General features: G+C 54.0%; 17 protein-coding genes and 1 pseudogene. 17 read left to right on the top strand and 1 reads right to left on the bottom strand.

The annotated features are described in order from the left end of the window. From QZL66_RS03840 to QZL66_RS03825, 4 genes and pseudogenes are all read left to right on the top strand, one after another. Positions 1-720: pseudogene (locus QZL66_RS03840) on the top strand (N-acetylmuramoyl-L-alanine amidase); the annotation flags it as partial. Between the two features lie 234 nt (positions 721-954). Then, complete coding sequence (locus QZL66_RS03835; protein ID WP_293601828.1) at positions 955-1,269, top strand: SHOCT domain-containing protein; 315 nt, start codon at positions 955-957, stop codon at positions 1,267-1,269. A gap of 78 nt (positions 1,270-1,347) precedes the next feature. Next, a complete protein-coding gene (locus tag QZL66_RS03830; protein WP_293601827.1) occupies positions 1,348-2,592 on the top strand; it encodes a recombinase family protein in 1,245 nt (414 codons plus the stop codon). Then, positions 2,577-4,157, top strand: a complete 1,581-nt coding sequence (locus QZL66_RS03825) for a recombinase family protein (RefSeq protein WP_022410430.1) — start codon at positions 2,577-2,579, stop codon at positions 4,155-4,157. The genes QZL66_RS03830 and QZL66_RS03825 overlap by 16 nt, the downstream gene beginning before the upstream one ends. 145 nt (positions 4,158-4,302) lie before the next feature. Here QZL66_RS03825 and QZL66_RS03820 read toward each other — a convergent pair whose 3' ends face one another. Beyond that, a complete protein-coding gene (locus tag QZL66_RS03820) occupies positions 4,303-7,308 on the bottom strand; it encodes an AAA family ATPase (protein WP_022410429.1) in 3,006 nt (1,001 codons plus the stop codon). A 294-nt stretch (positions 7,309-7,602) separates the two neighbouring features. Here QZL66_RS03820 and QZL66_RS03815 point away from each other — a divergent pair, with 294 nt between their 5' ends. The 13 genes from QZL66_RS03815 to hutI are packed head-to-tail and all read left to right on the top strand — an operon-like array spanning position 7,603 to position 23,748. Further along, positions 7,603-9,618, top strand: coding sequence for a urocanate hydratase (locus tag QZL66_RS03815; protein ID WP_022410428.1), 2,016 nt, complete (start codon positions 7,603-7,605; stop codon positions 9,616-9,618). A gap of 18 nt (positions 9,619-9,636) precedes the next feature. After that, on the top strand, positions 9,637-10,851 hold the full coding sequence (locus QZL66_RS03810; protein ID WP_022410427.1) for an aconitase X catalytic domain-containing protein: 1,215 nt from the start codon (positions 9,637-9,639) through the stop codon (positions 10,849-10,851). Positions 10,852-10,872: 21 nt separating this feature from the next. After that, positions 10,873-11,283, top strand: coding sequence for an aconitase X swivel domain-containing protein (locus QZL66_RS03805; protein WP_022410426.1), 411 nt, complete (start codon positions 10,873-10,875; stop codon positions 11,281-11,283). Between the two features lies 1 nt (position 11,284). Continuing rightward, complete coding sequence (locus QZL66_RS03800; protein WP_022410425.1) at positions 11,285-13,150, top strand: thiamine pyrophosphate-dependent enzyme; 1,866 nt, start codon at positions 11,285-11,287, stop codon at positions 13,148-13,150. An 18-nt stretch (positions 13,151-13,168) separates the two neighbouring features. Next, positions 13,169-13,768: a 2-oxoacid:acceptor oxidoreductase family protein gene (locus tag QZL66_RS03795; protein ID WP_022410424.1), complete on the top strand. Its 600-nt coding sequence runs from the start codon at positions 13,169-13,171 to the stop codon at positions 13,766-13,768. Between the two features lie 34 nt (positions 13,769-13,802). Beyond that, complete coding sequence (locus QZL66_RS03790) at positions 13,803-15,839, top strand: acetate--CoA ligase family protein (protein WP_022410423.1); 2,037 nt, start codon at positions 13,803-13,805, stop codon at positions 15,837-15,839. 18 nt (positions 15,840-15,857) lie between these two features. After that, positions 15,858-16,832: a C-terminal binding protein gene (locus QZL66_RS03785; protein WP_022410422.1), complete on the top strand. Its 975-nt coding sequence runs from the start codon at positions 15,858-15,860 to the stop codon at positions 16,830-16,832. A gap of 18 nt (positions 16,833-16,850) precedes the next feature. Then, positions 16,851-17,840 (top strand): C-terminal binding protein, encoded by a 990-nt coding sequence (locus QZL66_RS03780; protein WP_022410421.1) that lies wholly within the window; start codon positions 16,851-16,853, stop codon positions 17,838-17,840. Positions 17,841-17,849: 9 nt separating this feature from the next. Further along, positions 17,850-19,529 carry an acetolactate synthase large subunit gene (locus QZL66_RS03775; protein WP_293601830.1) on the top strand — a complete coding sequence of 560 codons (1,680 nt, stop codon included), beginning with the start codon at positions 17,850-17,852 and terminating at the stop codon, positions 19,527-19,529. Positions 19,530-19,553: 24 nt separating this feature from the next. Further along, a complete protein-coding gene (locus tag QZL66_RS03770; protein ID WP_022410419.1) occupies positions 19,554-19,850 on the top strand; it encodes a hypothetical protein in 297 nt (98 codons plus the stop codon). Positions 19,851-19,863: 13 nt separating this feature from the next. Next, positions 19,864-21,111, top strand: coding sequence for a hydantoinase/carbamoylase family amidase (locus QZL66_RS03765; protein ID WP_022410418.1), 1,248 nt, complete (start codon positions 19,864-19,866; stop codon positions 21,109-21,111). A gap of 17 nt (positions 21,112-21,128) precedes the next feature. Further along, entirely contained in the window at positions 21,129-22,466 is a 1,338-nt protein-coding gene (locus tag QZL66_RS03760) for an amidohydrolase family protein (protein ID WP_022410417.1), read from the top strand. Positions 22,467-22,494: 28 nt separating this feature from the next. Beyond that, positions 22,495-23,748 carry an imidazolonepropionase gene (gene hutI, locus QZL66_RS03755; protein WP_022410416.1) on the top strand — a complete coding sequence of 418 codons (1,254 nt, stop codon included), beginning with the start codon at positions 22,495-22,497 and terminating at the stop codon, positions 23,746-23,748. The last annotated feature ends 50 nt before the right edge of the window (positions 23,749-23,798 follow it).

The following is a 23,798-nucleotide window of genomic DNA, read 5'->3' as shown; positions in this document are numbered from 1 at the left end:
GCTGACGGTTCTGGGAACGGCAACAGAAGAACCATTGCCATCGAGTGTATTATGTCCTCTGCATACAATTCTACGGATAAGAAGTCGGAAGATAATGCAGCAAAATTGGCGGCAGCGTTATTAAAACAGTATGGACTGGACATCAGCCACCTCTACACCCATACCCACTGGCTCAATGTTTGTGACGGACGAAACGGAACTGTTGACCAGCTGAACACCATGTACAATCGGTACAAGATGTGTCCGGCGTACATCTTGCCCCATTGGGCGGAGTTCAAGAAAAAGGTACAGTCTTATTTGAATGCAGGTTCTGCATCCACAACACCTATTCCTGCAACAAAGCAGCTTTACCGAGTGAGAAAGTCTTGGGCAGATGCAAAGTCGCAGTTGGGGGCGTATTCTTCCTTAGAAAACGCAAAAAAAGCCTGCAAAACTGGATACTCTGTATTTGATGCCAACGGAAATGTGGTCTACACCAATGGCAGCAAGTTCACCAAAGGACAGAAGGTTCACATTCGTGCCAACACACCTCTGTTCGCCAGTGCAGAAACTACATCTGTAACCAGAAGAATCAGCGGCACTTACTATCTCTATGACGGCATTGCCTGCAAGAACGGTCGTTATCGGATCACCACAAAGCCGGAGTTCTGCGGAAAAACACCGGTGGGACAGTATGTGACTGGTTATGTTTCTTGGGATAATTTTGGGGTGATTGGATGAATGCAGAACAAAAAGACCAGATCCGACAACTGCACAGCAGCGGTCTGGGCTACAAGAAAATCGCAGTCCAATTAGGGCTGTCTGTTAACACTGTGGCTTCTTTCTGCAAACGGCAGAGGGGAAGCGAATCCTGCCCACACTGTCCGCAGTGTGGGCGTTCTGTTGTGCAGACACCGCACCGAAAGCCGAAACGATTCTGTTCCACACAATGCCACAACACTTGGTGGAATCATCATGCTGTATCGGGGGACGGCAAATTACAGCAGCTCTGCCCTATCTGCAAAGAGCCGTTTTTTGCCTATCCCAGTTCGCACCGAAAATATTGTTCCCGTCTTTGCTATGGGAAGTACAGAAAGGAAATGGCTCATGGAAAAAGAACATTACCATAAGATCATTACGTATCAAACCACAGTTTCGATTTTGAAAAGCTGGATGCATGCTGGATTGGTCACGCCGGAGGAATTCCAAAAAATCAACACCATAATTGCCGAACGTTCCGGCATATCTTTGTGCAGTATATTCCTTGACTCCTGCCCGATCGTACGGTAATATGTCATCGGAAAGGGGGAGATTATCACGGCACGAGTGATACAAAAAGTTGCATTTCCACAGAAAAAGCCATTCCTGTTGAAACGGACGGCAGCCTATGCCAGAGTGTCCAGCGGAAAGGATGCCATGCTCCATTCTCTGTCAGCACAGGTCAGCTATTACAATCAGCTGATCCAGAGCAATCCGGAGTGGCTGTTCTGCGGTGTTTATGCAGATGAGGCATTGACGGGAACAAAGGAAAATCGGGCGGAATTTCAAAAGCTGCTGAACCGGTGCCGGCGGGGAGAAATCGACTTGATTCTGACAAAGTCCATTTCCCGTTTTGCACGAAACACGGTCACCCTGCTGGAAACGGTACGGGAACTGAAAACACTGGGCGTTGATGTCTATTTCGAGGAACAGCGGATTCATTCCATGAGTTCTGACGGCGAACTGATGCTTTCCATTCTGGCATCCTATGCACAGGAGGAAAGCTATTCTGCCAGTGAGAACAAAAAGTGGCAGATGCGAAAGGACTTTGAACAGGGAAAAGTCGGGAGTATGCGAATGCTGGGTTATCGGCGAACCAAGTCCGGAAAACTGGAAATCGTACCGGAGGAGGCAGAAATCGTCAGAATGATTTTTCTATATTATCTGTCTGGCATGGGTAAGCTGGCAATTGCCAAGAAACTGAACGAACAGCAGATATGCACGGTGCGTGGCTGTGCATGGACGACAGAGGACGTAAGGCGAACACTCCGCAATGAAAAGTACACCGGAAATTTGCTGCTGCAAAAAAGTTTTCGGGAAAATCACATTACCAAGAAAAAGGTGGCTAACATCGGACAGCTTCCGCAGTATTTTGTTGCCGGTTCGCATGAAGCCATCATTTCGCAGGAACAGTTTGATGCAGTGCAGAAACAAATGGCGGAACGGCAGAAAAAATATGCCGGTTCCTGTACCACAAACCGATATCCATTTACGCAGAAAATACGGTGTGCCTGCTGCGGCAAATATTACCGCAGAAAAACGACAGTGACCGGTGTGGTCTGGATTTGTTCCACTTACAACACCAAAGGGAAAAAATACTGTCCAACAGCAAAACAAATTCCGGAAAATACGCTGCTCTCTGCCTGCTGTGATGTTTTGGAAATATCGGAATTTGATGCGGAACAATTTGCGGAACGAATTGAACAGATTCAGATTCCTGCACCCAATGAACTGCAATTTTGCTTTTCGGACGGAACGGAACAAATCGTATCTTGGAAAGACCGTTCCCGTTCGGAAAGCTGGACAACGGAAATGCGAGAGAAAGCGAGGCAGAAAAAATGGCGACAGTCCTAAAAATACCGGCAAAGTTTCACCCCATAACACATTTGCCGGAAACCAAGGTTCAGAAACGCAGAGTGGCAGCCTATGCCAGAGTTTCCACGGATTCTGAGGAGCAGCAGACCTCTTATGCTGCACAGGTAGATCGCTACACCAAGTACATTCAGGAACGGGCAGACTGGGAGTTTGTTGCAGTCTATACCGATGAGGGCATTTCTGCCCTGAATACCAAACATCGGGACGGCTTTAATCGCATGGTGGCAGATGCTCTGGACGGCAAGATCGATTTGATTGTCACCAAGTCGGTCAGCCGGTTTGCACGAAACACTGTAGATTCTTTGACGACTGTGCGAAAGCTGAAAGAAAAAGGCGTGGAGGTGTTTTTTGAAAAAGAAAACATCTACACGCTGGATTCCAAAGGCGAGCTGCTGATCACCATCATGTCCAGTCTGGCACAGGAGGAGAGCCGTTCTATTTCGGAGAATGTAACTTGGGGACAGCGAAAGCGAATGGCGGACGGCAAGGTCAGCCTGCCGTACAAGCATTTTCTAGGCTATCGAAAAGGAGCAGATGGCTTGCCGGAAATTGTGCCGGAGGAGGCGGAGATTGTTCGGAACATCTATCGTTGGTTTATGGAGGGAAAAACGCCGACCGGAATTGCGAGAACATTGACAGAACAGGGCGTTCCGACACCTGCCGGAAAGGAACAATGGTGTTCCAGTACAGTGAAAAGCATCCTGACCAATGAAAAATACAAGGGTTCTGCTCTATTGCAAAAGAGATTTACGGTGGATTTCCTCACGAAAAAATCTAAGGTGAATGAGGGCGAAGTGCCGCAATACTACATTGAGGAAAGTCACCCTGCCATCATAGTGCCGGAGGAATTTGAACTGGTGCAGGCAGAATTGCTGCGGAGACAAAACCTACGGCGGCAGTACAATGGAAAGAGCGTATTTGCTGCCCGGCTTGTCTGCGGTGACTGTGGAAATTTCTTCGGGGCAAAGGTCTGGCATTCCAACAGCAAATACCGGCAGGTGATCTGGCAGTGCAATCACAAATTCCAAGGGGTGTGCAAATGCCAGACACCCCATTTGCAGGAGAGCGTCATACAGCAGCGGTTTCAGGCAGCCGTTCAGGAATTGCTGCAAAAGCGAAAAGCAGTTCTGGAAAACTGTCAGGTGATGCTGGAACTGCTTACGGACTGTACAGATTTAGAGCGTCAATTGCAGGAACTGGAAACGCAGAAAATGCGAATTTCGGAACAGGTGCAGGGATATGTTCGGGAGAACAGTGAAATTGTGCAGGATCAGGAAAAGTATGAGGAACGGTATCAGGCACTGGTGGGACAATACGAACCGCTGCAGAAACAAGAAACCGCTCTGCAGGAACGGCGAGCAGAGCGATTGGCAAGACGGGAACAGATTCAGGGCTTTCAAAGAGTATTGAACGGACAAAATGGGATGCTGCCAGAATTTGATACACAATTGTGGCTGGCTGCTGTAGAAAAAGCAGTGGTGCATCGAGATGGAAAAATCGTGTTTGTTTTGAAAGATGGGACGGAGTTGGTGCAGAAAATTTGAGGGGAGTGGGGTGCAGAATGCACTCCCTTTGCTTTTCGGGTGTGCATTGTATCATTTGTGACGTACGTTTCCATACGTAAAAAAGCACGCAGCTTCCGGTCTAATTCCGGAGGTTGCGTGCTTTTTGTTTGATTCTGTGATGGCGTTATCCCATCACCGGAGCAGGCGCTGTCTCCGGACAGTCCTGAAAATACGGCGGATAGCAGTGCAGGATTGCCTCGCCCTCCGTCTGGTAGTCCGCCGCACGCTTGGGAAAGTCGTGTGGACAGACTGCTGCCATTTTGGCAGCGAGGAGGTGAAGCACGCCGGTTTCCACAGGGTTTTGCAGCTTCTGACATGCCTCCTGCGCCAGTGCCCAATCCTCCAGATAGGCGGAGTCCTGTCTTTGACAGCGGAAATAGGCGAGGAACGCTTTGACCATGGGCTTTCCCATGAGGGTCAGTGTGTTTCCGTAGGCAGTGTCTGCCATGCGAAAATACTGTTCTGCTGTTTTTGAGTCGCCGGCGGAAAAATAGGTTAGCGCCAGATCGGTGTAAAACGTGGGCGCAATGCTGCATCCCTGTTCCCGACAGAGCGCAATCGCCTTGTTGTAGTAGAGCACCGCCTCAGTGAGTGCGCCGGTGCGCCGTTTGATTTCTCCCAGATAGTTGTAGACGGCGGCGATGTTCAGAGTGTACGGCTTAGTGCGCATCTCCGTCTTGGAAAAATAGTCCACGGACTGCATCAGAGAGGTAAAGGCGTGTTCCCAATCACCGGTGTAGATGTAGTATGCTCCGCGCAGCCGGTGATAGAACGCATGTTCCAGACGGTTCTGGGTGCGCTGGGAGATCATCAGACCGTCTTTGGTGCAGCGGTCCAGCAGCTCGGTGTCGTGGAGCTGGAGGGCATAGTAGGCGGACTGCCGCATAAAGCGCAGCAGGAATGCAGCGTTCTGCTTGGTGTACGGATCAGACAGTCCGGAGTCCAGACACTTTTTTCCCTCAGTGTAATTTCCGGTCAGAATGCAATAGCGGCTCTTGGCGTGCATCAGACGGGCAAAGAACTCGTGAAACTGCGCAAAATCCGGATTCAGCCGGTGGTATTCCAGCAGGTCGTTTTCGATGTGCTCAAAGTAGTGCAGCACATTGCTGGACGGTGTGGCAGTTTCTCCGCCGGTGGCGTCCAGCACCGGATACAGTTCATAGTTCAGACCGGAGTATGCCTCGATGTTCCAGATCTCGTAACACAGGCATTTCTCCCGATTTCTGGCGCGCTGGTAGTGGAAGAGAATCGCCTTGAGAGAGGGCATGTCCATGTCTGTTTTCAGGCGCAGTTCCAGCGCTTCGGCGACTTTGTTGTGAAGAATGCGCCGGCGGGAGGGGGAGAGTTTCTCATAGATGTAGAGCCGCATCTTGCTGTGCACAAAGGTGATGTGCGGTTTTCCTTTCTCGCTCTTCTCCTGAATCAGGGCGTGTTCCTTCAGCTCTTCCAGATCGCTCAGCAGTTCCACGGAGTCCTGTTCATGGATCATGGTAAGGGTATTGAACGTGGCGAAATCGTGAAAGACGGAAATCGTGTCCAGCAGCGCACGTGCGGAGGGGGACAGTCCGTTTAAGCGGTCATCCAGAATGCCCCGTGCAGAGAGAGATAGAAAACTGATGTTCTTTTGTTCCCGCAGATTGGCGGCCATCTCAGACAGGAAAAAGAAGTTGCCCTGTGTTTCCGCATAGATCTTTTCCAGCATTTCCGGCGTAAAATCGGCGTGGGGGACGTGCACCTGTAAATAGCGTGCGGACTCCTCCAGCGTCAGCCGTTCCATGCGAAGCGGCAGCAGCAGTCCCTCTTTGGAGAGGGAACTGAAAAAGGTGATGGTGTCGTAGTCGGCGGTGGGCAGACTGGTGAGGACAAAAAAGATGTTGGGATTCCGCAGGCGGATGATGCTGGATACCAGTTCCTGTCCCATGACATCCATGGCGTTGATGTTATCGAAATAGAACACCAGCCGTTTGGTGGCTGCCAGCTGTGTGATGATGCGCAGGATGCTGTTCTTGCAGGAGCGATAGCGAAAGCTTTTGGAGAGGTCATCTGTCAGCGGGATGTCCTCCGCCATAACACCGCCGAAGGTGGGAAAGAACTGCGCCACACTGTTGATGAAAGACTGCTGCAGCGAGATCTGCTGCATCTGAATGGCGCTGTCTATTTGGAAGATGATGTCGTTCCACGATTGGAGCGGCATATTTTTTTCGGCGAGAAAACAGGTTGCTGCAAGCACCAGCGTAGTATCCTGTGGGATCTCCGTCAGAAATTGCCGTACCAGATAGCTCTTTCCTGCGCCGTGTTCGCCGGTGATGAGAACGTTCTGCATAGCAGCATAGGCAGTGCGCAGTTGGTTCAGCAGATCGCTGCGGAGCATTTCCGGTGCAGCATTCGGTACAGCTGGCTCTGCGGGCGGCTGCGGTACAGTTTCCGGTTCTGCCGAGGCGTCCAGCCAGTGGTTCAGCAGAACGTGATACAGATCGCTGGCTGCTTTGGAGGGCGCAATGCCGAACTCCTCCTCCAACAGCTGCTGAAGCTTCTGGTAGAGCTGTACGCCCTTGTGGAACAGCTCCTTTTTCTGATAGATTCCCATGAGCGCCATGTAAATGCGCTCGTCGAAAGCGTCCAGTGCGGTGTATCGCTCAAAGAGTTCCTCCGCCTGTTCAGTTTCCAGCGCATCGGACTGCATGTGCTGATAAATGGCGTTGAGGTAGCGCCCGCTGTAGAGGGCGCGCTTCTCCTCCAGCCACTGGGTGTAGTTCTCCGCATTTTTGACGGAGAAGTCCTTGAGAAATTCGTCGTATGCGGGAAGCGAGCCGTCTGCGCTGCCGTCCAAGCTTTCGAGATCGGTGGATACCGCTGCCGATGGATTTAGCTGAAGCATGGACTTCTGCGGCGAGATGACCACCTCGTCATGAAACATTTTGCGGATGATATAAATGGCGTGGCGCAGGTTCTTTTTTGCAGTCAGCTCGTCCTCGTCCTCCCAGAGCAGGAGGGCAGCCTTATCACGGGAAATGGATTTTTCTACGGCAAGATAATAAAAGAGTGCCTCTGCCTTTTTATAAGGAAAGCGAATCAGCACGCCGTCTTCTTCGATTTTCGGAAATGAAAGCAGTTGTATCTGAATCATCATTGTCACCTGGTCTTTTTTTAGTTTCACCCATTATAACATATTTCGATTTTGAATGCAACTAAAACTTTATTTTTTTTAGAAATGGATGCGGAATTTGTGCAAAAGCAAAAAGCGACTCGGAAAACGTCTAAAATTCAACGCTCCGGACTCGGCAAACTCGATTTTCGTCGAATGGTACCGTTTGGAATCAACGTTCTTTTGACAGGCGAGGGGTATAATGGGAACTAGAAAGCAGGGCAGCCGACCGAAACGAGCGGGCGCAGTGCTTTTCCAGAAACCGAGGAGGGAATCACAATGAACTATAATCAGGCAGCAGAACAGGCAATGACAATTCGACTGGATATGGAGTTGCCGGAGTATCCGGAATTTGTGGAGGGCATTCGCCGTGCACCGAAACGGGAGTCCAAGCTGAGCGAATCCGATATCCGTCTTGCCGTAAAGAATGCGCTTCGCTACATTCCGGAGCGGTATCACGAGCAGATGGCAAAGGAGTTCTACGATGAGCTGATGGAACACGGCAGAATTTACGGCTACCGCTTCCGCCCGTCCGGCAGAATCTACGGCAAGCCAATCTCCGAGTACAAGGGAAAATGCATCGAGGGCAAGGCGTTTCAGGTGATGATTGACAACAATCTGGATTTTGAAATTGCCCTGTATCCTTACGAACTGGTCACCTATGGCGAGACCGGTCAGGTGTGCCAGAACTGGATGCAGTACCGGCTGATCAAAAAGTATCTGGAGGAACTCACCGATACCCAGACGCTGGTGCTGGAATCCGGTCATCCGGTAGGACTGTTCCGTTCCTCCAAGACCTCGCCGAGAGTCATCATCACCAACGGTCTGATGACCGGTTTGTTCGACGATCTGGAGAATTTCAACCGTGCCGCAGCTATTGGCGTGGCAAACTACGGGCAGATGACCGCTGGCGGCTGGATGTACATCGGGCCGCAGGGTATCGTCCACGGCACATTCAACACCCTGCTGAATGCCGGAAGATTGAAGCTTGGTATTCCCAAGGATGAAGATCTGAAGGGCAAGCTATTCATCTCCTCCGGTCTTGGCGGAATGAGCGGCGCACAGGGAAAGGCTGCTGTGATTGCCGGTGCGGTTAGTGTGATCGCAGAGGTGGACATCTCCCGCATCCAGACCCGATACGAACAGGGCTGGGTCAGCTGCATCATGGACAATCTGGACGAGATCGCAGCCACGGTGCAGGAAAAGCAGGAGAAAGGCGAGGCATACGCCATTGCCTACCACGGAAACGTCATCGACCTGCTGGAATACTGTCTGGCAAAGAACATCCACATTGATCTGCTGTCCGACCAGACTTCCTGCCACGTTCCGTATGACGGCGGATATTGTCCCCAGGGCATCTCGTTTGAAGAGCGCACCCGCATGCTGGCAGAAGAGCCGGAGGCATTTGTGGAACTGGTCAACCAGTCCCTTCGCCACCACTACGAACTGATCTGCCAGCTCTCCAAGCGTGGCACCTACTTCTTCGACTATGGCAACAGCTTCCTGAAAGCAGTGTACGATGCCGGAGAGAAGAGCATCTGCAAGAACGGCGTGGACGAAAAGGACGGATTTATCTTCCCATCCTACGTGGAGGACATCCTCGGACCGCAGCTGTTCGACTATGGATATGGTCCGTTCCGCTGGGTATGCCTCAGCGGGAAGCCGGAAGATCTGGCAGCCACCGACCGTGCAGCTATGGAATGTATCGACCCTAACCGCCGGTATCAGGACAGAGATAATTACGTCTGGGTGCGGGATGCCGAGAAGAACCATCTGGTGGTTGGCACACAGGCACGTATCCTGTATCAGGATGCGCTGGGCAGAATGAAGATTGCCCTGAAGTTCAACGAGATGGTGCGAAACGGCGAGATCGGGCCGGTCATGCTGGGAAGAGATCACCACGACACTGGCGGAACGGATTCTCCGTTCCGTGAGACCTCCAACATCAAAGACGGCTCCAACATCATGGCAGATATGGCAGTGCAGTGCTTCGCCGGCAACTGTGCACGTGGCATGAGTCTGGTTGCCCTGCACAACGGCGGCGGTGTCGGCATCGGCAAGTCGGTAAACGGCGGATTTGGCATGGTGCTGGACGGCAGCGAGCGTGTGGACACCATCCTCTCCATGGCGATGCCGTGGGATACCATGGTGGGCGTTTCCAGAAGAAGCTGGGCACGCAACGAAAATTCCATCACAACGTGTCTGGAATATAATAAGCTGTATCAGGGCACAGATCACATCACCATTCCGTATTGTGCTGATGATACAGTGATCGAAAAGGCGATTTCCGAATAAAGAAGGGAGCGGTTGACCATGAAACTAACAAAAGAAGAACAGGCAATGCTGGACGGCGAATTTGGTGCCGGTGTACAGCTTGCAATGAAAATACAGGTGGCAATCGGGGAGGCATACGATGCGCCGTATATGGTGCCCGTATCCAGAACCCATGTGGCGCTGAGCAATCAGGAGGCAGACCTCTGGTTTGCGGAAAAGCTGGTGGCTGGCGGTGCGACGTGCCGGGTCCGCCCCACCGTCAATCCCTCTTTCAACTGGGAGCAGCTCAGCTGCGTCACCAAACTGGAGCCGGAGGATGAGGCAATCGTCAAGCGAACCCATGCGGCATACAATGCGCTGGGTGCGATCATGACGTATGACTGCACGCCGTATCTGGAGAAGAATGTGCCTCGGTTCGGCGAGATCTGCTCTTTCTCGGAGTCCAGCTGCACCCCGTTTATGAATTCCGTATACGGTGCAAGAACCAACCGTGAGGCAGCACAGAGTGCTCTTTGCGCAGCGGTGACCGGCGTAGTTCCGTATTACGGCTACCTGCTGGACGAGAACCGCAAGGGTGAGATTCTGGTCCATGTGGAAGCCGACATGGAGAACGATTTCGACTATCAGCTGCTGGGCTACTTTGCGCCGCAGAAGATCGGGTTTAAGCTGCCGGTGTTTACCGGACTGAAAAATCCCACCAAGGAATCCCTCATGAATCTGGGTGCGCAGCTGAACACCGGCGGCAATGTGGCAATGTACCACATCGTCGGATTCACACCGGAGGCACCCACCATTGAGGCAGCGTTCCACGGCGAGGAAGTGCGGGAGGAGGTCACCATTACCAACGATGACCTGCGCTCCATGCAGTCCATGCTGACCGATCCGTACGGCAAGATCGATTTCGCCCTGTTCGGATGTCCTCACCTCACCATCGACCAGATCGGTGTCATTGCTGAGATGGTCAGGGGACAGAAGCTGGCAGTGCCGCTGTTTGTGATGACCTCCGGACTGTCGCTGGATCTGGCGAAGAAGATGGGCTACGAAGAGACGATTCGTCAGGCAGGCGGTCATATTTTCTCGGATACCTGTATGGATCAGCCATGCTGGAAGTTCCTGTACGGCAAGAAGGGCGTCACCGATTCGCCCAAGTGTGCATATTATACACGCCGCCGGCAGATGGAATTTGTGGTTGTCCCGCTGGAGCAGGCAGTAGAAGCTGCGCTGTGCGGCGAGATTCAGGGTTACCGAAAGTAAGCGAAGGGGGAACGAAGCACCATGAAAACTTATTCGTGTCATAAAATCTCAGAGGGATGTGCGGAGGGCGAGATTCTGCTCTCCAAGGACGACTTCTGTTTTTACCTGGTCGATCCGAAAACAGGCGTTGTGATTGAAAAGAGCCACTGCCTGTTCGGCAAGAGCATCGCCGGAAAGATTCTGGTTTTCCCCAACGGCAAGGGCAGCTCTGTGGTACAGGCGGACGGCATGTACCAGCTGAAAATGACGGGGATGGAACCCAAGGCAATGATCATTCAGAATCCGGACACCACGCTGGTGGCAAGCGCCATCATCATGGAAGAACCGCTGGTGGATCGGGTGGATCCGGAGTTCTATGCAAATATCAAGGACGGCGACAAGGTCGCAGTGGATGCGACCAATGGCGTGATCACCGTAAAGGAGGAAGCGTAAGATGAAAAAGACAGTCAGCGGAAACGAAGCCATTGCCTATGGCGCTCTGCGTGCCGGCGTGAAGGTGGTCAGCGGTTATCCGGGCACCCCCTCCACAGAAGTGATTTCCAGTCTGTTGAAGATGGATCTGCCGGGAACCTACGTGGAATGGAGTACCAATGAAAAGACAGCGTTTGAGGTGGCAGCCGGTGCTGCACTGGCGGGAAGCCGTGCGCTGTGCACCATGAAGATGTCCGGTCTGAACGTGTGCTATGACTCTCTGATCGGTATCGCTTATTCGGGATGTAAGGGCGGTCTGGTCGTCTATGTAGCAGACGATCCGGGTGTGACCGCCGGTATGTGCGAGCAGGACACCAGAGGCTTTGCCCTTATGTCGGATATGCCCATGCTGGAACCGTGCTCTGTGGCAGAGACCTATGAGCTGACCAAGTTTGCGTTCGAGCTTTCCGAGCAGATCGGCGGGCCGGTGTTTGTGCGGCTGGTGACTAACAACTCCCAGTCTCACGCCTGCATCGAGATGGAAGAACGTATCCTGCCGCCGGAATCCCAGCCGCTGCCAGTACGGGATACCGCAAAGTTCACTAAGGCCGGCGCTGCCATCTGTATGACGCAGCACCGTGACCTGATCGCACGTCTGGCAAAGGCGGAGGAAATCATTGCACAGCAGGATCGGAACCGCATGCGTCTGGGCAAGAAGGATGGCGTCGGCATTATCTCTGTGGGCATCACCAACGGCTACCAGAATGAGGCGCTGGAGAGTCTGTCGGAGGCTGGTGTGGATGTATCTGAGATCTCATCGCTGGAGCTGATCGCTTCTATTCCCTTTGCCAAGGAGAAGATCGAAACCATGATCTCCCACTGCTCCACCCTGCTGATCGCCGAGGAGCTGGAGGGACACATTGAGAAGTACGTTTACATGCAGGCGTATAAAATGGGCAAGCAGGTGAAGATTCTCGGCAAGGAGGACGGCACCTATGAGCGTATCGGCGAATACGATGCGCAGATTCTCCGCAAGGGTATCTGCAAGGCACTGGATGTTGCACTGCCGGAATGCTTCGCCGATTTCAAGGCTGCACCGGAGGACAACTGCACCAAGCGGCCCATCGGCTTCTGCGCAGGCTGTCCGCACCGTGGCACGTACATGGGCATTGAAGCCGGTCTGAAGAAAGCCGGTCTGAAGAAAAAGGATGTGCTCATCACCGGCGACATCGGATGTACCATTCTGGGCATCAGTCCGCCTTTCGAAATCCTGTGGACAGAGCTTGCCATGGGCGCTTCGATTCCGCTGGCACAGGGCTTTGCCTACAGCAATATCCCGTCCCCGATCATCGCCACCATTGGCGACTCCACGTTCTTCCACGCCGGTATGACCGGTCTGGTCAACGCCGTACAACACCACATCAACATGACAGTAGTCATTCTGGACAACGGCTGGACTGCAATGACCGGCATGCAGGTCAATCCGGGTACCGTTCAGTCCTGTCAGATGGGCGAGTGGCAGCAGCTGGATCTGATTCAGGTAGTCAAGGGTCTGGGCATCTCCGAGGAGAACCTCTATGTGGTTGACCCATACGATCATCTGTCTGTGGCAGATGCCGTAAAGGAATGTCTGGAAAAGGATGGCGTCAAGCTCATCCTCTCCAGAAGAGAGTGTGCAATTCAGGCAGCGAGAAGAAAGGTCAAGTATTCGCCGGTCAAGGTCATTCCGGAAAAATGTATCATGTGCAGAAAGTGCATTCATGTTTCCGGCTGTCCGGCAATCACACTGGGCGAGAATTCCATTGCGCTGGATCCGTCCACCTGCAATAACTGCGGACTTTGCGCACAGGTTTGTCCGGTCGGTGCCATTGAAAAGCAAGCGGAATAAGAAAGGTGTGGTACGAAAATGAAGAACTATTTTGATATTTATATCGTCGGTGTCGGCGGTCAGGGCGTGCTGACCATTGCAGATATTATCACACTCACTGCCACACGGGAGAATGTGGACATCAACTATTATCCCACCAAGGGCATGGCACAGCGTGGCGGATTCGTCAAAGCGCAGCTGCGTATCGGCAGAGCGCCGGATACCTTTAGCCCCAGCATCAGCCAGAGAAGCGCCGATCTGGTGGTTTCCATGGAACTGTGCGAAACCCTCCGTGCCATCCGTTACGCCAAGCCCGATGCAGAATATGTGGTGCTGGGCGAAAAGTGGCTGCCCACGGATGTCATGCTGGGACACGGCGCATATCCGGAAAAGGAGACCGTGTGCAGCGAGATTCAGAAGGCAGGCGGTTCCTACAGCTACATTCGTTCGGAGGACGTGCCTTCTTATGCACGCCCGAACCTGTTCGTGCTCGGCGTGATCTTCGCCAACACAGCGCTGCGGAATCTGTTTTCTGTAGCGGACATTGAAGAAACCATCGCCAACCGCTGGCCGAAGGTGGCGGAGAGCAATCTCAAGACGTTTCGTGCCGGACTGGCATATGCAGCGGAAAAGGCTTAACTCATAGAACGATCAGAAAGGCAGGCTGAGGACAATGAATCTGGATGTAATGTTTTCCCCGAAGAGCACGGCGGTATTTGGTTCCGCTTCCCCCGGAAAGCTGGCAAACGTGCTGGTGCATCGCCTGATGGAGGGCGGTATGGAGACGATCTATGCGGTCAATCCCAAGGGCTTGGGCGTGGAAGCCGTGCCGGGATATACCTCGATTCTGGAAATCGAAGGGCCGGTTGATCTGGCTGTCATTGCAGCACCTGCCAAGACGGTGGCAGGCATCATGGAGGAGTGCGGACAGAAAGGCGTAAAGGCTGCCATTATCATCAGCTCCGGCTTCTCGGAAGCTGGAAACGCAGCAGGAGAAAAGGAGGTCATGGCGATCGCCGGAAAGTATGGCATTCGCTGTGTCGGCCCGAACTGTGCCGGACTGATCAACACCCACGGCAATCTGGTGGCAACGCTGGAAACTATGCCGCCCAAGGGAAGCATCTCCATGATCTCCCAGAGCGGTGCTGTGGGCGGTGAATTTATGGCACTGTCCGGCAACGATGGCGTTGGAATTGCCAAGTTCCTGAGCTACGGCAACGGCGCCGACCTGACCGTCATTGACCTGCTGGAATACCTGAAAACCGATGCGGAAACCAAGGTCATCGCTCTGTATCTGGAATCTGTCAAGGACGGCAGAGCCTTTATGGAGGCAGTCAAGCAGGCTGCACTGGTAAAGCCGGTGGTTGTCGTCAAGTCCGGCCGTTCCAGCATGGGACAGCGTGCGGCAATGTCCCACACCGGCGCTATGGCTGGCTCGGATGCAGTGTTCGATGCAGCGCTAAAGCAGTGCGGTGCCATTCGTGTGGATACGCTGAAAGAACTGTTTGAGGTCTGCAAGGGCTTCTCCCTGATGCCGCCCATGGAGGGACGGAAAATCGCCATCGTCACCAACTCCGGCGGTCCCGGTGTCATGACCACCGACCGTGCGGATAAGCTGAATATGCAGGTGCCGGAGACCTCGCCGGAGATCCGGACAGCACTGGCAGAATTCCTGCCCGCCTATGCCGGCATGAAGAATCCGGTGGATATCACCGTGGAGGGAACCGGCGAACAGTACGGCAGGGCAGCGCAAACCATGCTGCAGGAGATGGACGGTTCCGTGGTGATTTACGTGGGCACGCCTTACCTTCAGTCCATGCCGGTGGCAGAACAGATCGTGGCATCTTCGAAATCCGTTGGAAAGCCGGTGTGTGCAGTGATGCAGGTGGGTACCGATGTGACAGAGAGCATCGCCTATTTGCAGGCAAACGGCATTCCGTGCTATGAGATCGGCGAGGATGCAGCCTTTGTGCTGGAAAAGATGGCTGCCTACAGCGAGTGGAAACAGAGCGCAGGCGATGCCTCCTGTTTCGCTGCCGCAGAACCGGAGGGCAAGCTGTTCGAAACCTCGAATCGTTTGCTGGAACCGGAGGCAATGGCACTGCTGCAAAAGAATGGCATTCCCGTTCCGGACTATGCATTTGTCCGCACCAGAGAGGAAGCCATGGCAGCTGCTGCGGCACGGGATACCGAGCTGGTCATGAAAGTGGTTTCGCCGCAGATCATTCACAAGTCGGATGTGGGCGGTGTCATTCTGCACATCTCTACGCCGGAGCAGGCAGGAGAGGCGTTTGACCGTTTGGAGAAGATCGGCGAGGGAAAAGATTTCCGTGGCGCAATTCTCTGCCCCATGCTCAAGAGCGGTAGGGAAGTCATTCTGGGGCTGACCAGAGATTCCCAGTTCGGGCCGGTGGTTGCATTTGGCATGGGCGGTATCTACACCGAAGTGCTCAAGGATGTGACATTCCGTGTTGCGCCGGTTTCCGAGGAAACTGCCCGTGAAATGATTGGCGAGATCAAGATGTATCCGCTGCTGAAAGGCGTTCGTGGCGAGTCTGGCTGCGATCTGGATGCGCTGGCAAAGGCAATTGCCGCATTTTCAGAGCTGCCGTTCCGGTATCCGGATCTGGAAGAAGCCGACCTGAACCCCATCTTCCTGTATGAGGATGGACTGTGTGCCGTAGATGCGAGAATTTTGGGAAAGCGATGAGAGAGGAGATGTGTTCTCATGGAAAAACCGTTGATTTGGATCATTGATGAGGAGTGGCCGGATTATGAGCTGGAGAAGCAGCTCCTGAAGACACAGTATCCGGACTGTGACATCCGCTTTTCCACCTACGACTATGCCGCAGATCTGGACGCATTCGGGGAAAACGCCGATGCCGTCATCTGTCAGGTATATGCTCCCATGCCGGCAGCCACCATTCAGCGCTTGAAAAAGTGCAAGATCATCGCTGTGTACGGCGGCGGTTATGATCGGGTGGATATTGCAGCAGCCAAGGAAAAGGGTATCTATGTCACCAACGTGTCCGGCTACTGCGCCGAGGACCTCTCCGATTATGTGATGGCTGCGATTTTTGCGGCAAACAAACATTTTCTGGTGGCAGAGGAAGCGCTTGCCGCTGGCAAGTGGGGTGCCAATGCGGTGGAGGACAAGGGCATTCGCCTGCGGGAATCCACACTGCTGATTGTCGGATGCGGCACCATCGGCAGCCTTGTGGCAAAGAAAGCACAGGTGCATCAGATGCATGTGATCGCCTATGACCCGTATGTCAGCAGGGAAGCGCTGGCGGAAAAAGGCGTGGAAAAGGTGGATACGCTGGAGGAGGGCTTCTCCCGTGCAGATTATGTCAGCGTCAACGCCATCCTCACGCCGGAAACTACCGGACTCATCACCTATGCGCAGCTGCGGCTGTTGAAGCCATCAGCATTTCTGGTCAATACCGCACGCGGCAAAGTCTTTGTGGAGGATGACCTCATTCGTGCCAAGCGGGAGGGGCTGTTCCGAGGAGCGATGCTGGATGTCATTTCCGCAGAGCCGCCCACGTATCAGGAGGAGATTTTCGACTGCGACGAGCTTTATGTCACACCGCATATCTCGTACATTTCCGTGGATTCCTTCGAGGAACTGAAGCGCCGTGCCTGCGGCAATGCCATTACCGCACTGGAGGGCGGCGTGCCGAGAGATTGGGTCAATCCGTAATGAGGGAGGAGAGAACATATGAAACCGTTGATCTGGATCATTGATGACGAATGGGAGAGCTACGCAATTGAAACCAAGGTCATTCAGGAAGCCTTCCCGAATGCGGAGATCGTGGTTTCCGGCCGCAGCTATCGGGAGGACGCAGAAAAATATGCGGAAAGCGCTGATGCCATTCTGGTACAGGTGAGCATGCAGCTGGATGCGCCGTTGATTGCACAGCTGGAAAAGTGCAAGATCATCTCGGTGTACGGCGTAGGATACGATAACGTGGACGTGGATGCTGCTACTGCAAAGGGCATCGCCGTTGCCAACGTTCCCGGCTATTGCACCGAGGATGTGTCGGACTACGTGATCGCTGCCATCTACCACTGTAATAAGACACTGCTGGCATATGCCAAGAGCTGCCGTGGCGGTGCGTGGGGCGCAATGGCTGCCAAGCATCTGATTCACCGCATTGCCGGTTCGAAGCTGCTCATCATCGGGCTTGGCAGAATCGGCGGAGCCGTTGCCGCTAAGGCAAAGGCAATGCGCATGGAGGTGCTCTGCTACGACCCCTATGTTTCGCCGGAGCAGGCGCAGGCAATGGGTGTGAAAGCAGTTTCGCTGGAGGATGGTCTGGCGCAGGCGGATTATGTCAGCCTGAACATGCGTCTGACCGAGGAAACCAAGGGCTTTCTGAGTACCGAGGCGTTCCGGCAGATGAAGCCGACTGCCTATCTCATCAACGCCTCCCGTGGCGGAACAGTGGATGAGGCTGCGCTGATCGAGGCAGTGCAGTCCGGGGAGATTGCCGGTGCTTGTCTGGATGTTCTCTGTGAAGAACCGCCGAAGCCGGACAATCCCATGCTCCATACAGACGGGATTTTTGTTACACCCCATATCTCCTATTTAACACAGTCCTCTCTGGACGAATTGCAGTGCACTGCTGCAGCAAATGCAGTTGCTTTCCTGTGGGGAGAGCCGGTTGCGTCAGTGGTCAATCCGGAGGCGGGCGAAAAAAAGGACTGATGGTTTATGATGAAGAAGGATTCGCCGACTATGACCGCAGCAGAACTGCTGGTGCGGTGTCTGGAAAATGAAGGCGTGAAATATATCTTCGGGATTCCCGGAGAGGAGAATCTGGACGTCATGCAGGCGCTCCGGAATTCCTCCATTCAGTTTATTACCACACGGCACGAACAGGGCGCAGCATTTATGGCGGATGTCTATGGCAGACTGACGGGAAAGGCAGGTGTCTGTCTTTCCACGCTGGGGCCGGGCGCAACCAATCTGGTCACCGGCGTGGCAGATGCCAACAGCGACGGCGCACCGCTGGTTGCAATCACCGGTCAGGTGGACACCAACCGGATGCACATCACCTCCCACCAGTTCCTGGATCTGGTGCAGATGTTTACGCCCATCACCAAGCGCAGCAAGCAGATCGTCCGTCCGGACTCCATCAACGAGATCGTGCGGATCGCATTCAAGTATGCCGAGAGCGAGAAGCCCGGTGCAGCGCACATCGATCTGCCCAATGACATCGCAAAGCTGCCCGTCCCTGAAGATCCCAACGTCATGCCCATGCGCCACACCGCAGTGCATCAGGAGCTGACAGGCGTGGCAGATGTGGAAAAGGCTGCCGGTCTGATCTTTCAGGCAGAGCATCCGGTGATTCTGGCAGGACACAGTGCCGTTCGTGCCCATGCAGCAGAGGCACTGACAAAGTTTGCGGAGCAGCTGAAAATTCCGGTCATCAATACCATGATGGCAAAGGGCATCATTCCCATGGACAACCGGTATTCTATGGGAACTATGGGCATTCCCCAGCGGGATTTCCAGAACGTCATGCTGGATAACAGTGATCTGGTTATCGCTGTGGGATACGATATCGTGGAGTTCTCTCCGTCGAAGTGGAACCGCACTCAGAACCACAAGATCATCCATTTGGACGTGCGTCCGGCGCACATCCACAGCTTGTACCAGCCGCAGGTGCAGGTAGTGGGGGATATCTCCGATTCGCTGGAGAAGATTGCTGTCCGCTGTCATCGGGAGAACGAGCCGGAGCTGTTTTTCCGGCTGAAAAAACTGATGCTGGAGGACTACAGCGCCGCAGAATCCGATGACGGATTTCCCATCAAACCCCAGCGTGTCCTGCACGACATTCGGCAGGTGCTGGGACAGGAGGATATCCTGATCTCTGATGTGGGAGCACACAAGATGTGGATCGGCAGACAGTACAACTGTTACCACCCCAACACCTGCATCATCTCCAACGGCTTTGCCTCCATGGGAATCAGCGTGCCGGGCGCAATCGCTGCGAAGCTGATCTATCCGGAGAAAAAGGTGCTGGCAGTGTCCGGCGACGGCGGGTTCATGATGAACTGTCAGGAGATGGAAACCGCACTGCGCATTGGCGTGCCCATTGTGGTGATGATCTTCAACGACAGCGGCTATGGGCTGATTCGCTGGAAGCAGGAGGATCACTTCGGTTCCAGCTGCTTTACGGATTTCACCAATCCGGATTTTGTGAAGTTTGCGGAGAGCATGGGCGCAAAGGGTTACCGCATTCAGAGCGCCGAGGAAATTATTCCGGTGCTGGAGGATGCATTTTCCCAGAACGTGCCGTGCATCATCGACTGTCCCATTGACTACAGCGAGAACACACGCCTTTCCGAACGGCTTCAGAAAATGGATGCATGGATTGCGGAGCGTCTGTGATCGTCTTTGAAAGGAGTGTTCCCCATGGCAAAATTATTCGAATTGGAATCTTATGATGGCAGGCAAATTGTACTGCATAAGAACACCAAGGAATTGTGTGTTTCGGTTCGGGTATCGCTGGATTATCTTCCGGATTTGGAAAATCGGACGACCTGCCATTTGGATTTGCTGAAAGGAAATGATCAGCATCACAGCTGGAAATCGGCTTTTCATGCTATGGGTGAGGCGCTGCGGAATACATTGGTAGAGAATCCGTGGAGAGTTGCCTCTCACAATCCGTATTATGGTGAAGAGGGCATTGCAGATGCCTCGCTCATTTAAGAAGGTGAACAGAATGAACATCAACATTGACCGTCTGGAAAAGAATTTGCAGGAACTGGGGAAGATCGGCAGAAATGCCGGTGGCGGAATTGACCGTGCTCTTGGCTCGCAGGCGGATCGGGAGGCACGGCAGTGGATTCTGTCGTACTGGAAGAGTCACCTGAATGTGGACATTCAGATCGACGGCATCGCCAATCTGTGGGCATTTGCAGCGGGAACAGAACCTCTTCCGCCCATTGTGTTCGGCTCGCACCACGATGCTGTGCCGGACGGCGGAATGTTTGACGGTGCTCTTGGTGTGCTGATCGCCACGGAGATTCTGGAAACCCTGCAGGAAAACGGTATGAAAACACGCCATCCGTTCGGGCTGGTCAGCTTCACCGGAGAAGAGCCGAATCCGTTTCAGGTGTCCACACTGGGAAGCAAGGTGCTCAGCGGCCGGCTGACACGGGCGGATCTGGAACGGCTGCGCAACCGTATCGACGGCTCGAATTTACAGAGCTGTATGCAGCAGATCGGCGGAGATATCACTAAGGCGGACGATATCCGGATTCAGCCGGAGCAGATTCGGGCATTTTTGGAGTGCCACATCGAGCAGGGCTGTCGGCTGGAGGAAAAAGGACTGCACACGGCATCGGTCAGCTGCATCACCGGTATCTATCGGGAGGACATTGTGTTTACCGGCGAGGCAAATCACGCCGGCACAACTACGATGAAGCGCCGGAAGGATGCGTTCAATGCAGCAGCGGAGTTCTCCCTTGCCTTTGAGAAGCTGCTGCGGGAGCGTGCATCCGATGATGTTGTGGGAACGGTGAACAACTTCACCATGGAACCAAACGCCGTGGGCATTGTGCCGGGAACGGTAACGCTGACCATGGAGATCCGCACTTGTTCGGAAACCGTGACACATGAGATCGCTAAGGCAATGGATGCAGTCTGTGAGAAGATTCAGCGGGAGCGTGGCGTGGAGATTCGCCGCCGCCTGAATCTGGATCAGCCGCCCATGCCCATGGATACACAGGTGCAGCATTTTGTGCAGGAGGCAATGCTGGAAACCGGCGAGGGCGATCAGGTGCTGGTGAGCATGGCGGGACACGATGCCGCCAATATGCAGCGTGTCACTAAGGGCGGAATGATCTTCACCCGAAGCGTGGGCGGAAAGAGCCACTGCCCACAGGAATACACCGAACCGGAGTCCATTCGGCGCACGGGCAACGCCATGTTGCTGGCGCTGCTGAAAATGGATGAGGGACTAGACTGAGAAAGGAAGCGGGAAAAATGACGGTACTGTATCAACCTCAATATGTATATCTGAACCATGCACTTCAGAAGGGCATGGGTGTCCTTTGCGAGGACGGGAAAATCAAGGAAACCGGAACGCTCGAATTGCTGGCGCAAAAATATCCGGAGGCGAAGCGAGAGGTTTGGGACAATCTGGTGATGACTGCCGGTACTGTCAATGTACATAACCACTGCTTCCAGAGCCTGCTGCGTGGTCTGTCCTGCGACCGCCCGTTTCTGGAGTGGCGGGATGAGGCGCTCTACCGGTTCTCGCCCCGTCTGACCAGAGAGGACATCTACCGTGGTGCGGTCTTTGCATTCAGCGAAATGATGAAGTGTGGTGTGACCACAGTGAGCGATTTCTTTTATATGCACACTTACGGCAGAGAAAGTGATGAGATGATCGTAAAAGCTGCGCAGGATGTGGGCATTCGTCTGGTGCTGGCACGCACCATGTACGACTGGGACGGCGCACCGGCTGGCTATGTGGAGGACGTTGCCACGGCAACGGAGAACACACGGGAGCTGATGAAGAAATACAACGGCACCGGCGACCAGATGGTTACGGTTCTGCCGGCACCCCACAGCCTTCATGCAGCTTCTACAGAGATGGTACTGGCAGGGCATCAGCTGGCACGGGAGATGGGCTGCTGCTATCACATCCACGTGGCAGAGGAGCCGTTCGAGGTGGAACAGGTGATGCGGGAACACGACGGCATGACGCCCATTGAGTATCTGGATCACATCGGCGTGGTGGATGACAGCATGGTCATCGTCCACGGCGTCTGGCTCAAACAGGCGGAGATCGAGCTGCTGGGCAGAAAGGGCGGAAAGCTGGCATATTGCCCGTCCAGCAACATGTTTTTAGCAGACGGCATCACCAATCTGGTGGACATGAAGAAGAGTGGTGTGCTCATCGGACTGGGAACAGACGGCGCTTGTTCCAACAACCGCATCAGTGTCTTTGAGGAGATGCGCATGGCAGCGCTGCTGCAAAAGGCATCCACCCTCAACGCCATGTGCCTGAATTATGAGGATGCGTTCCGCATGGGAACGGAGGACGGCGGAAAGCTGCTGGGACTGCCCGTCGGTGAGATCAAGGCGGGGAATTATGCCGACTTTGTGGGCGTGCGAACGGATGTCATGTCTATGCAGCCTATCTCCGATTCCGGCGAACAGATTTTACCGAATCTGGTGTACTCCATGCAGCCAGATGCCATTGCACGTGTGGTGGTCAACGGTGAAACCACCATGCAGGACGGCAAGCTGCTGCGCATCAGCGAACCGGAGGTTCTGGAAATGGTACAGCAGACCATGCACAGCATTGGCGCATAATCACAGATCGAAAAGAGGGTGCAGCAATATGAAAACCATGGTATACAACATCGGGCAGCTTGCCACGCCGCTGGGGACTTCCGCACGCCGGGGCAAGGAGATGGGCGAGCTTCGGGTGCTCTCCAATGCGGCAGTGTATGCAGAGGACGGCATAATCCGTGCAGTGGGCAGTCAGGAAGAGGTGCTCCGGGAACACCCTCTGACAGAGATGGATTGCTGCATGGATGCCGGACAAAAGGCAGTCATTCCCGGCTTCGTGGACTCCCACACTCACTTCCTCTTTGGCGGATATCGGGAGCAGGAGTTTCTCGACCGCATTGCCGGTACGCCCTATCTGGAATTGCTGCGGCGTGGCGGCGGCATTCAGGCGACCGTCTCTGCCACACGGGAGATCAGTCGGGAGGAAATGAAGCGCCTTGGCAAACAGCGGATGCGTGAGATGCTGGCACAGGGCGTGACCACCATGGAGGGTAAGAGCGGTTACGGACTGGACGAGGCATGCGAACTGAAAATGCTCTCTGTCATGCAGGAACTGAAACAGGAGAGCTGCATGGATCTGGCGGTCACCTATCTTGGCGCTCATGCCGTTCCGCTGGAATACACCGGGCGCTCCAAGGAATACGTTTGCTTTCTGACGGAGCGGATGCTGCCCATGATCCGGGAACAGCATCTGGCGGAATTTTGCGATGTCTTTTGTGAGGACGGCGTCTTTGACATCGAAGAGACCCGTACCATTCTACAGGCGGCAAAGCGTCTGGGTTTTGCTCTGAAGCTTCATGCAGACGAGATCGAGTGCCTTGGCGGTGCAGAGCTTGCTGCAGAACTGGGCGCAACTTCCGCCGATCACCTGCTGGCAATCTCCGACAATGGCATTGCAGCGCTGGCGGAGAAGCATGTAGTGGCAACGCTGCTGCCCAACACAGCGTTCTGTCTGGCGAAGCCATACGCACCGGCTCGAAAGCTTATCGACGGCGGTGCAGCGGTAGCGCTGGCAAGCGACTACAATCCGGGAAGCTGTTTCTCCAACTCTATTCCGCTGATGCTGGCGCTGGCAGTCATTCACATGCACATGTCTATGGAGGAGGCACTGACAGCGCTGACGCTGAACGGTGCTGCTGCACTGGGACATGCGGACACCATCGGTTCCATTGAGGTTGGCAAGAAAGCAGATCTTTTGATCTTGCGGTATCCCAGCTATCAGTTTTTGGTCTACCACACAGGTGTCAATCAGGTGGAGCACGTCATCAAGGCAGGCAGGATTCTGGAGGGAGGAAAGATATGAGCTATGTCATTATCACGCCGGAACAGATGCAGCCCAGCCGCTGGAGCGGC

The sequence above is a fragment of the Ruminococcus sp. CAG:330 genome (assembly GCF_000437175.1).
Classification (GTDB): Bacteria; Bacillota; Clostridia; order Oscillospirales; family Ruminococcaceae; genus Ruminococcus_C.
Note: the sequence above shows the minus strand (reverse complement) of the source record. Positions and strands in the feature narration are given on the sequence as shown.

Excerpts from the sequence above, each read along its gene's own strand:
- QZL66_RS03760 (WP_022410417.1), top strand. The coding sequence starts at position 21,129 with ATGACGGTACTGTATCAACCTCAATATGTATATCTGAACCATGCACTT.
- QZL66_RS03820 (WP_022410429.1), bottom strand. The coding sequence starts at position 7,308 with ATGATGATTCAGATACAACTGCTTTCATTTCCGAAAATCGAAGAAGAC.
- QZL66_RS03790 (WP_022410423.1), top strand. The coding sequence starts at position 13,803 with ATGAATCTGGATGTAATGTTTTCCCCGAAGAGCACGGCGGTATTTGGT.
- QZL66_RS03765 (WP_022410418.1), top strand. The coding sequence starts at position 19,864 with ATGAACATCAACATTGACCGTCTGGAAAAGAATTTGCAGGAACTGGGG.
- hutI (WP_022410416.1), top strand. The coding sequence starts at position 22,495 with ATGAAAACCATGGTATACAACATCGGGCAGCTTGCCACGCCGCTGGGG.
- QZL66_RS03825 (WP_022410430.1), top strand. The coding sequence starts at position 2,577 with ATGGCGACAGTCCTAAAAATACCGGCAAAGTTTCACCCCATAACACAT.
- QZL66_RS03795 (WP_022410424.1), top strand. The coding sequence starts at position 13,169 with ATGAAGAACTATTTTGATATTTATATCGTCGGTGTCGGCGGTCAGGGC.
- QZL66_RS03805 (WP_022410426.1), top strand. The coding sequence starts at position 10,873 with ATGAAAACTTATTCGTGTCATAAAATCTCAGAGGGATGTGCGGAGGGC.
- QZL66_RS03780 (WP_022410421.1), top strand. The coding sequence starts at position 16,851 with ATGAAACCGTTGATCTGGATCATTGATGACGAATGGGAGAGCTACGCA.
- QZL66_RS03770 (WP_022410419.1), top strand. The coding sequence starts at position 19,554 with ATGGCAAAATTATTCGAATTGGAATCTTATGATGGCAGGCAAATTGTA.
- QZL66_RS03785 (WP_022410422.1), top strand. The coding sequence starts at position 15,858 with ATGGAAAAACCGTTGATTTGGATCATTGATGAGGAGTGGCCGGATTAT.
- QZL66_RS03775 (WP_293601830.1), top strand. The coding sequence starts at position 17,850 with ATGAAGAAGGATTCGCCGACTATGACCGCAGCAGAACTGCTGGTGCGG.
- QZL66_RS03810 (WP_022410427.1), top strand. The coding sequence starts at position 9,637 with ATGAAACTAACAAAAGAAGAACAGGCAATGCTGGACGGCGAATTTGGT.
- QZL66_RS03800 (WP_022410425.1), top strand. The coding sequence starts at position 11,285 with ATGAAAAAGACAGTCAGCGGAAACGAAGCCATTGCCTATGGCGCTCTG.
- QZL66_RS03815 (WP_022410428.1), top strand. The coding sequence starts at position 7,603 with ATGAACTATAATCAGGCAGCAGAACAGGCAATGACAATTCGACTGGAT.
- QZL66_RS03835 (WP_293601828.1), top strand. The coding sequence starts at position 955 with ATGCTGTATCGGGGGACGGCAAATTACAGCAGCTCTGCCCTATCTGCA.